This window comes from Mesorhizobium sp. M0317 (assembly GCF_040321555.1).
Lineage (GTDB): Bacteria > Pseudomonadota > Alphaproteobacteria > Rhizobiales > Rhizobiaceae > Mesorhizobium.
This window is the reverse complement of sequence record NZ_JAMYRV010000022.1, coordinates 91,895-98,816: the sequence shown is the minus strand read 5'-3', so window position 1 is coordinate 98,816 and position 6,922 is coordinate 91,895. Positions and strand designations below refer to the sequence as shown.

6 protein-coding genes and 1 pseudogene are annotated in these 6,922 nt (G+C 63.4%); 3 read left to right on the top strand and 4 right to left on the bottom strand.

The window, feature by feature from the left end; genetic code table 11:
• From NKI88_RS17080 to NKI88_RS17065, 4 genes and pseudogenes are all read right to left on the bottom strand, one after another.
• Positions 1–331 (bottom strand): annotated as a pseudogene (locus tag NKI88_RS17080) (dehydrogenase); the annotation flags it as partial.
• A gap of 85 nt (positions 332–416) precedes the next feature.
• On the bottom strand, positions 417–1,133 hold the full coding sequence (locus tag NKI88_RS17075) for a FadR/GntR family transcriptional regulator (protein ID WP_023686625.1): 717 nt from the start codon (positions 1,131–1,133) through the stop codon (positions 417–419).
• Between the two features lie 2 nt (positions 1,134–1,135).
• Positions 1,136–2,305: a mandelate racemase/muconate lactonizing enzyme family protein gene (locus tag NKI88_RS17070; protein ID WP_352656264.1), complete on the bottom strand. Its 1,170-nt coding sequence runs from the start codon at positions 2,303–2,305 to the stop codon at positions 1,136–1,138.
• A gap of 9 nt (positions 2,306–2,314) precedes the next feature.
• Positions 2,315–3,202, bottom strand: a complete 888-nt coding sequence (locus tag NKI88_RS17065; protein WP_023669836.1) for a sugar phosphate isomerase/epimerase family protein — start codon at positions 3,200–3,202, stop codon at positions 2,315–2,317.
• Positions 3,203–3,601: 399 nt separating this feature from the next.
• Here NKI88_RS17065 and NKI88_RS17060 point away from each other — a divergent pair, with 399 nt between their 5' ends.
• From NKI88_RS17060 to NKI88_RS17050, 3 genes are all read left to right on the top strand, one after another.
• Positions 3,602–4,657, top strand: coding sequence for a sugar phosphate isomerase/epimerase family protein (locus NKI88_RS17060; RefSeq protein WP_352656262.1), 1,056 nt, complete (start codon positions 3,602–3,604; stop codon positions 4,655–4,657).
• Positions 4,658–4,675: 18 nt separating this feature from the next.
• On the top strand, positions 4,676–5,863 hold the full coding sequence (locus NKI88_RS17055) for a Gfo/Idh/MocA family protein (protein WP_023740804.1): 1,188 nt from the start codon (positions 4,676–4,678) through the stop codon (positions 5,861–5,863).
• Between the two features lie 125 nt (positions 5,864–5,988).
• The gene (locus NKI88_RS17050) at positions 5,989–6,840 is read left to right on the top strand and encodes a sugar phosphate isomerase/epimerase family protein (RefSeq protein WP_352656260.1); all 852 of its coding nucleotides are present in this window, start codon (positions 5,989–5,991) and stop codon (positions 6,838–6,840) included.
• Positions 6,841–6,922: the final 82 nt, after the last annotated feature.

The window sequence follows — 6,922 nt, the reverse complement described above, 5'->3', positions numbered from 1 at the left end:
CACGCCGGCCACGGGCCGCCACCACCACATATCCCCCCCCCGAACGCGCATGGCCCCCCGCCACGTGGGCGCCCCCCCCGCGGGCCGCGGCCGCGGCCGCCATCGGCACCATGTCGAGCCCGGCGCCGTGGCGGACCGCGGCTCTGAGTTTCGTGGCGTTTTCGAACAGCGACGGCGGCAGCGGTGCGCGAACGATGATGACGTCGGCATGCTTCGCCTCGGCGGTCAGCGTTGCCGCATCGAGCGCTGAGGCGACGACGAGTTCACCGGCGCCCGCCAGCATGGCGGAGGCACGCGGGTGCAGCGTGTGCGTCGACAGGATTCTGGGCATGGGGCTCTCGCTAGTCGCGATTCTCAAAGGAAAGCGCCGCGCGCTTTTCCCAGAAAAACTGTTTCACACCTTTCCTGGAATTGCACTAGACTTTCTCAAGTGCCAGGCTTTGCGCTTGCGCCTCCCGGCCCTCGATGATCCCCTTCCAGTAGCTTTCCGCGCCTTGCAGGTGGGCGCTCATCAGCGCCTGAGCGAGATTGCCGTCGCGACGTAGCAGCGCCTCGTAGATCTGGATATGCTCGGCATGCGAGCGCACTGAGCGCTCGGGATCGTTGAAGTAGATCGGCAGCCGCTGCTCGCCCATCAGGTAATAGACACTGCAGATATTGTGGAAGACGCCGTTCTTGGTCGCCCGCACGATTTCGAGGTGGAATTCGCGGTCTTCCTTGGCGAGGCCTTCGCCGGCGGCGATGCACTCCTCCGAGGCTTTCAGGATCTCCCGCAGGCGTTCGAAATTCTCTTCGGTGGCACGCGAACAGGCAAGTTCGGCGGCCTTGATCTCGTGGATCTTGCGCAGTTCGACGGTCTCGTAGATCTGCACCGGATCGAGCGGCAGGCCCGCGCGGGCGAAAAGAGCCAAGGCTTCTACACTGGCCTGCCTGGTGTCGACATAGATGCCGGATTTGGCGCGGCGCTCGACGATGCGCATGGCCTCGAGGATGGCCAGCGCCTCGCGGATCTGGCCGCGGCTGACGACGAAATGCTCCGCCAGTTCGCGCTCCGAAGGCGTGCGGCCGGTCTCCTTGTCCGAATGGGCAAAGAGATAGGCGGCGAGCTCGGCGAGAAGGTTCTTTTCTTTCATCGTCAACCGCGTTGCGCGTGCGCCTCCAGGAACCGCTCCGAAATGGTGAATCCCAGACCCGGCTTTTCAGGGATCGCTATCATACCGTCCCTTGCTTCGACAGTCTCTTCGATAAGATCGTGGATCATCGGGTTGGCGCCGAGCGAATATTCAACGGTAAAACTGGCAGGCGAGGCCGCACAAACATGCAGGCCGGCGAAGAAGCATGGCGCGCCGGCCCACAGATGCGGGGCAAAGCGCAGATTGAAGGCACTGGCGATGGTGCCGATCTTCATCGCCTCGCTGATACCGCCGCAAAAGGCCGGATCCGGCTGGAAGATGTCGGCGGATTTCAGCACCGCGAGATCGCGGAAGGCGTAGCGCGTCGCTTCGCTTTCGCCGGTGGCGATCGGGATCGAGCCCGAGGCGCGCACCTCGGCCATACCAGCCTTGTCGTCGGCGATAACAGGCTCCTCGAACCAGGCGAGGTCGAGATCGCTGGCCAAGCTGATGAAGCGCTTGGCCTCGGCCACCGTATAGGTGCCATGCGCGTCGACCATCAACTCGACGTGAGGACCGAGCGCCTGCCGTGCGGCGCGGACGCGGGCGGCGGAGATGTGCGGGGCGCCGTCCATGGCGCCGACGCGCATCTTCAGCGCCTTGAAGCCGCCTTTGGCGATGTAGGATTTAAGCTGCTCGCCGATAGCGTCGGCGGCAGCCCAGCCGCCGGAGGCGTAGGCCGGCATGCGGTCGAGCTTGCGGCCGCCGATGAGCCGCCACACCGGCTGTCCCAACGACTTGCCCAGAATATCCCAGAGCGCGATATCGACGGCGCTGATTGCCGCTATGCTCATGCCGCGCCGCGCCAGCTGCGGCATGGCATGGCCGGCGCGCGCGGCACTGTCATGGCGCACGCCGTTGTAGAGCATCTCCCAGATCATGCCGATGTCGGCGGGGTCGCGGCCGATCAGCTGCGGCCCGACCTCCTGATTCAGCATGTAGACCAGCGCACCATAGCTGCCGGCGCTGCCGGCGGCGTTCTTGCCCTCGCCCCAGCCGATCAGCCCGTCGTCAGTCTCAATGCGCAGGATGGCGGCGTCGAACGTCGTCACCTGGCCAAAGTCGCTGCGGTGCTGCTTCGCGGCCTCAATCGGCACGCGGACCCACCACGCCTGGACCGTTGTGATGCGCATCCCGATCGGCTACTTGATCAGCGGCAGCAGCGTTTCGGCCGTGATGCGCATCTGGTCGGTGTAGAATTTCTCCGTCAGCACGCTGGAGCCGTGATCCTGGATGAACTTCAGCTGTTCGGGAGAAATGTCGACCGGATTCCGGTCGACCATGTCGGGATAGGGCGCGGCGGGTGTGCGGTCGACTGGCGCGACAAATTCGTTCGTCAGCGCGCCGTCATAGCCGACTTCCTTCAGCGTCTGCACGATTCGTGGCCAATCAATCTGGCCAAGGCCGGCGGCAAAGCGGTTGTTGTCGGCGACGTGGAAGTCGAACAGCCGTTTGCCGACCTGACGGATCGCGTCATGGACGTTAAATTCTTCCATATGGATGTGATAGGCGTCGAGGCAGACGCCGCATTCGGGGCTGACCGCATCGGCCAGGGCCAACGCCTGCGCGCCGCGGTTGAACAGATAGGTCTCGAAGCGGTTGAGCGGCTCGACCGCGATCTTGACGCCGACCTTCTTGGCATGGGTGAAGCATTCGCGGGTGGCGTCGACCACCCACTTCCATTCCTCTTCCTCGGTGCCGTCCGGTACCACTTTGCCGACGGTCGCGGGCACCAGCGTTATGATCTCGCCATCAAGTTCGCTGACCATGGTCAGCACGTCCTTGACGTACTGCACCGAGCGTTCGCGCTGGCCCTGGTCCCTGGCGGCAAGGTTGCGTTCGCCCAGCATCAGCGTCACCGACCCCCAGCAGCGGATGCCGTATTCTTTCAGCAGCGCGCGGGTCTCCTTGGTCTTGTATTGCTCGGGCTCGCCGGAAATCTCGATCGACTCGTAGCCGAATTTCTTGATGCGCTTCAGCGTCACCTCCAACGGTTCCGCGCGCATCCAGTTGTGCGTCGAAAGATGCATGGTCTATCCTTCCCAGAATTCGTCTGTGCCAGTTCGCCTGCGATGCGCCCCACAAGGCGCGTCGCGTGTTTCCTCCCCAAGGCGCTCCAGCGTTTTTGCGCAACTGGTTCGACCAATTGGGCCCTAATGGAGGTCTACAGCAATTTTTGTCGCGCGGCAAGAACCGCCGCCATGCGATATCGGCATCTGTGTACCGTATTGATTATGCTGGTATATATCGCCAAAAATGGAATGCCCTGGCAGCTTTGCGCGTGAGTCAAATGGCTTGACCCATTTTCGGTATTTGGTAATACCAGAATGCCGATACGAGAATGCACATCGCAAGAGACCAAAGAGGCTGGCCCTGCTTTCATCAGGCGCTATGCTTGGTCCTTGGAAAAATGAATTGGGAGGATGCCGATGCCGTCGACAATGAAGGGTCCGGGGCTGTTTCTGGCGCAGTTCGCGGGGGATACCGCGCCGTTCAATTCGCTGGCCTCGATCACCAAATGGGCGGCCGGTCTCGGTTACAAGGGCGTGCAGATCCCGACCTGGGATGCACGCCTGTTCGACCTCAAGAAGGCGGCATCTTCCAAGACCTATTGCGACGAGGTGAAAGGCATCTGCGCGGATGCCGGCGTCGAGATCACCGAACTGTCGACGCATCTTCAAGGGCAGCTGGTGGCGGTGCACCCGGCCTATGATGCCCAGTTCGACGGCTTTGCACCGCCTGCGGTGCACAACAACCCCAAGGCCAGGCAGAAATGGGCGGTCGAACAGATGGAGTTCGGCGCCAAGGCCTCGAAGAATCTTGGCCTGAAAACCTCGGTGACGTTTTCCGGCGCTCTGGCCTTCCCGTATCTCTATCCCTGGCCACAGCGGCCGGCCGGGCTGATCGAGGAGGCCTTTGCCGAACTCGGCAAGCGCTGGAAGCCGATCCTCGACGTCTATGACGAGAACGGCGTCGACGTCGGCTATGAGATCCACCCCGGCGAGGACATCTTCGACGGCGCCACCTTCGAAATGTTCCTCGATGCGGTTGGCGGCCACAAGCGCTGCAACATCAACTACGACCCATCGCATTTCCTTTTGCAGCAGCTCGACTATCTCGAATTCATCGACATCTATCACGAGCGGATCAAGGCCTTCCATGCCAAGGATGCCGAGTTCAATCCGACGGGGCGGCAAGGCGTCTATTCCGGCTATCAGAGCTGGACCAATCGCGCGGGGCGATTCCGCTCGCTTGGCGACGGACAGGTCGATTTCGGCGGCATCTTCTCCAAGCTTACCCAGTATGGCTACGATTCCTGGGCGGTGCTGGAGTGGGAGTGTTGCCTCAAGCATCCGGAGGACGGCGCGGCCGAAGGCGCGCCCTTCATCCAGCACCACATTATCCGGGTGACGGAAAAGGCCTTTGATGATTTCGCCGGCGGCACCACCGACAAGAAGACGCTGCGCGCCATGATGGGTATTTGAGACAAGCAGGAGAAAGACATGGTCGGCGCATCGAAGTCGGAAGCGGGAGGCGGCCCGATCCGCTATGGCATGGTTGGCGGCGGCCAAGGCGCCTTCATCGGCGCGGTGCACCGGATCGCGGCGCGCATGGACAATGACTTCGTGCTGGTGGCCGGCGCCCTGTCGGCCAATCCCGAGCGCGCCAAGGCTTCCGCCGCCGAACTCGGTCTCGACCCGGCGCGCAGCTACGCCTCCTATGCCGAGATGGCCAAGGCCGAGGCCACGCGCCCGGACGGCATCGAAGCGGTGGCGATCGTCACCCCCAACAATGTGCACGTGCCGGCGGCCAAAGCGTTTCTCGAGGCCGGCATCCACGTCATCTGCGACAAGCCGCTGGCGACGACTTTGGCCGAGGCCAAGAAGCTCGCGGCCGTGGTTGAAAAGACCGGCAAGGTGTTCGTGCTGACGCACAATTACACTGCCTATCCGATGATCCGGCAGGCGCGCGAGATGGTGGCCAAGGGGCAGCTTGGCGACATCCGCATCGTTCAGTCCGAGTACCCGCAGGACTGGCTGACCGAGGATCTTGCCGCCACCGGCCAGAAGCAGGCGGCGTGGCGCTCCGACCCCAAGCAGGCGGGCGCCGGCGGCGCGCTCGGCGACATCGGCACGCATGCCTACAATCTGGCGCGCTTCGTCTCGGGTCTGGAGCTCGATTCCCTGTCGGCCGATCTCGACGCTTTCGTGCCGGGGCGGCTGCTCGACGACAATGTCAATGTCATGCTGCGCTTCAAGCCGGTCGGCAAGGTGCATCCGGCCAAGGGCATGATCTGGGCGAGCCAGGTCGCGCCCGGCCACGAGAACGGGCTGAAGCTGCGCATCTACGGCTCGAAGGGCGGCCTGGAATGGGTGCAGGCCGATCCGAACTATCTCTGGTACACGCCGTTCGGCCAGCCCAAGCAGCTGCTCACCCGCAACGGCGCCGGCGCGCTGCCAGTTGCGGGACGCGTCAGCCGCGTTCCGTCTGGCCATCCGGAAGGCTATCTCGAAGGCTTCGCCAACATCTACCAGGAGGCGGCGCGGGCGATCCGCGCGGCACGCAAGAAGGGCGGCAAGCCGGGCAAGGACGTGGTGTTCCCGACCATCCAGGACGGCGTCGAAGGTATGGCGTTCATCGAGGCCTGCGTTAAGTCATCGAAGAAGAACGGGGCGTGGACGAAACTTTAGGGAGCGCCGGCGCCAAGTCTCTTCTCCCTTCGGGGAGAAGGTGGCCGCGAAGCGGCCGAATGAGGGCGCATGGTGCGAGGTGCGAAAGAAACCAGCGCGCGCCGTCAAACGGGGAGGGGCTGTCGATGAAAATCGGCATGTGCATGTTTTTGTGGACGACTTCCGTGTCTAAGAAACACGAGCCGTTGCTGCGCGACATCAAGGCGACCGGCTTCGACGGCGTCGAGATACCGATCTTCTCAGGCACGCCAGAGGACTACAAGAAGCTTGGCGATCTGCTCGACCGCATCGGGTTGGAGCGCACGGCTGTTACGGCGATGGGCGACCCGGCGATGAATCTGATTTCGCCGGATGCCGCGACCCGCAAGGCCGGCATCGGCTACATGAAATGGGCGATCGATTGCGCCCAGGCGCTCGGCGCGAGTACGCTGAGCGGGCCGCTGCATTCGACGCTCGGCGCCTTCTCCGGCAGCGGGCCGACCGCTGCCGAGAAGAAGCGCTCGATCGCCTCGCAGCGCGCCATTGGCGATCATGCCGGCAAGCGGAACGTTACCATCGGGTTGGAGGCGCTCAACCGTTTCGAGTGCTATCTGCTGAACACGATGGCCGATCTGTCCGAGCACGTCGATGCCATCGACCGGCCGCACATCAAGGCGATGTACGACACCTTCCACGCCAATATCGAGGAAGCCGACCCGGTCGGCGCCTACATGAAGCACCGGCGGAATGTCGTGCACATCCACATTTCGGAGAACGATCGCGGCGTGCCGGGGCGCGGGAACATTCCGTGGAAAGAGACTTTCGCGGCCATCCGCAAGAGCGGCTATGACGACTGGCTGACGATCGAGGCGTTTGGCAGGTCGCTGAAGGATCTGGCGGCGGCGACCAAGGTGTGGCGGGATTTTTCCGAGACGCCGGAGGCAGTTTATCGCGAGGGATACAGGCATATCAGGGATGGGTGGAAGCGGGCGGCTTAGCCGCTCACTTCCTCATCCACGGGCGGAGCGGAACGCAGCGCACGCGGAGACCCGAGGACCCATGCCGCGACTGTCGCGCGCC